Here is a 2,199-nt window from a genome sequence, read left to right on the forward strand (position 1 = left end):
CGACGGCAAGCACAAGGTCAGCCTGGACAAGGTCATCAAGACCATGCGCGACACCGGCCGCGACATGCAGGACAAGTACAAGGAAACCAGCCGCGGTGGGCTGGCCGTCAACGTCATCGAATGCTGAGCGTTCCCCCGTCATCGACACCCGCGAAGGAAACCCCATGAATCCAACGACCCGGCCGGCACGCCCGGTGCGCTCCCTGCTCCTGCTGGCGCTGCTCGCCACCGGCATCGCCCCCGCCTACGCGCAACAGGACGGCGACCATGTCGCGCTGCTGGAACAGGTCGCGCAGCTGCGCGCGCAGCAGGCGCAGCTGGCGCGGATGCAGCAGGACAACGAGGCCGCGCTGCGCGCGCTGGAAGCCCGCCTCGGCGCACCCGTCGCACCCACCGGGACCACGCCGGCCGCCGTCGCCGCCCTCCCGCCGCCTGCGGCGCAGGCCGCACCGGCTCCCGACGCCCCGTCGCGGCTGAAGGTCAGCGGCGACCTGCGCGTGCGCTCGCAATTCGACAACGCCAACGGCAACGCGCGCGACCGCACCAGCGGCCAGGTGCGCGGCCGCATGGCCGCCGCGTTCGCGGTGAACGACCGCATCAGCATCGGCGCGCGCCTGGTCACCGGCAATCCGGACGATCCGCGCAGCACCGACGTGCAGTTGTCCAACTGGGACGACGACCTGGAAGTGAGCCTGGACCAGGCATGGCTGAAGCTCACCTTCGGCGAACTCGACCTGCATGCCGGCAAGATCCCGCAGCCGTTCACCCGCACCGAACTGGTATGGGACGGCGACGTCAATCCGCAGGGCCTGTCGGCCAACTGGAAACACGCGCTGGACGGCGGCGGCGCGGTGCGCGCCAACGGCCTGTTCTTCGTCGTCGACGAGCAGGCCACCGGCGGCGACAGCACCATGGCCGGCGCGCAGCTGGGCTACGACAGCCCGGCGCTGGGCGACTGGCGCTTCGACGTCTCGGCCGCGCACTACCGCTACAGCATCGGCAGCACCGTCGGCGCCACCGCCACCGACTGGCGCAGCAACCTGCTGCGGCCCGACGGCAGCTATCTGTCCGGCTTCCACCTCAACGACGTCATCGTCGGCGCCAGCTGGTCCGGCTGGGGCGAGCGCTGGCCGCTGCGCATCGTCGGCGACTACGTGAAGAACAGTGCCGCGCGCACCGATGCCGACAGCGGCTACGGCCTGGACCTGCTGCTCGGCCGCGCGCAGCAGCCTGGCGACTGGCGCGTCAGCTACGGCCATGCGATGGCGGAAGTGGACGCGGTGTTGACCGCGTTCTCGCACGACAACATCAGCCTGGGCAGCAACTACCGCATGCATGCCTTCGGCGTGGACTACGTGCCGTGGCCGAAGACCACGCTCAGCGCGCTGTGGTACCGCTACCGGCCGCTGTCGGGGCAGTACGCCGGCAGCGCCGATCCGGGCGATTGGCTCAACCGCTTCCGCGTGGCGCTGATGGTCGGCTTCTGACCCGGTCACCGGCCGACCGTAGGAGCGGCTTCAGCCGCGATGAGGCTTTACCGGGAAGGCCCCCTCCGCGGCTGAAGCCGCTCCTACGGAAAGCGCCGTGGGATTCCGAGGGGTGACTGCTGTGTTCCCCGACACAACGCGGCCGGTCACCGCGCGATGTTGCAGGACATGCCCACGTCACCCACGCCACCCGGTCACCATGCCTTGCGCAAGGGAAGGCACGGCCGGTCAGGTGGCCTGTATCTGCTGACCACCACCACTCACGAGCGGCGGCCCCTGTTCGCCCACTGGCTCTGCGCCCGTGTTGCCGCCGCTTCGCTGGCAAAACCGGAAAGCTGGCCCGGGGCGGCGCTGTTGTGCTGGGTTTTGATGCCCGACCACCGGCACGGCCTGGTCCGACTGCAGGACAACGGCAACCTCGGCGCTGCGATGCGCCACGCCAAAGGACACTCGGCGCGGGCGGTCAACCTCGCCCTGGAACGCAGCGGACCGGTGTGGTCGCGTGCATTCCACGACCATGCCTTGCGTGCGGACGAGGATGTCCTGCGTTGCGCACGCTATGTGATCGCCAATCCCCTGCGTGCTGGGCTGGTAGAACGCATTGGCGACTACCCCTATTGGGATGCGGCATGGCTCGAGCACGCCGCAATCCTGCAGGAGCGGCTTCAGCCGCGATGGGGCTTTGCCGGTAGAGCCCTTCGCGGCTGAAGCC

General features: G+C 69.6%; 3 protein-coding genes. All 3 read left to right on the top strand.

Annotation, left to right across the window (positions count from 1 at the left end; all coding sequences use genetic code 11):
* Window positions 1–127, top strand: a 127-nt coding sequence (locus QMX80_RS19065; RefSeq protein ID WP_282278182.1) for an L-serine ammonia-lyase, iron-sulfur-dependent, subunit alpha, incomplete at its 5' end; no start/stop codon positions are given.
* 37 nt (window positions 128–164) lie between these two features.
* Window positions 165–1,487, top strand: a complete 1,323-nt coding sequence (locus QMX80_RS19070) for a putative porin (RefSeq protein WP_282278747.1) — start codon at window positions 165–167, stop codon at window positions 1,485–1,487.
* A 156-nt stretch (window positions 1,488–1,643) separates the two neighbouring features.
* Window positions 1,644–2,195 carry a transposase gene (locus tag QMX80_RS19075; protein WP_282278749.1) on the top strand — a complete coding sequence of 184 codons (552 nt, stop codon included), beginning with the start codon at window positions 1,644–1,646 and terminating at the stop codon, window positions 2,193–2,195.
* Window positions 2,196–2,199: the final 4 nt, after the last annotated feature.

This window comes from Stenotrophomonas sp. PS02297, assembly GCF_029959705.1.
Lineage (GTDB): Bacteria > Pseudomonadota > Gammaproteobacteria > Xanthomonadales > Xanthomonadaceae > Stenotrophomonas > Stenotrophomonas nitritireducens.